Annotated in this window: 1 protein-coding gene; it reads left to right on the top strand. The window is 58.8% G+C overall.

All coding sequences use genetic code 11. The annotated features are described in order from the left end of the window. The coding region (locus SB725_RS32865; RefSeq protein ID WP_410923656.1) for a pentapeptide repeat-containing protein at nucleotides 1-182 on the top strand (182 nt) is incomplete at its 5' end. Nucleotides 183-250 lie beyond the last annotated feature (68 nt).

The following is a 250-nucleotide window of genomic DNA, read 5'->3' as shown; positions in this document are numbered from 1 at the left end:
CCTGGTTGAGCAAGGCGGATCTGCAAGGGGCCGATCTGAGCGATGCCAATCTGCAGGAAGCGAAGTTTGGCGAGAGCAATCTGGAAGGAGCCGACCTGCGCGGGGCGCGGCAGCACTATGGGAATTTTCAGGATGCCAATATGGAGGGGTGCCAGGGGTGTCCGGGGAGTTGGGATAAATAGGCCGTTGCCCCAGGCATGACCAAGCGCCTCGCTGTACCTGCTATTGGAACAATCGCCAGTTCAATAGC

It is taken from the genome of Pseudomonas sp. SIMBA_041, assembly GCF_046535095.1.
Lineage (GTDB): Bacteria > Pseudomonadota > Gammaproteobacteria > Pseudomonadales > Pseudomonadaceae > Aquipseudomonas > Aquipseudomonas mucoides.
This window is presented reverse-complemented; position numbering and strand designations above follow the sequence as displayed.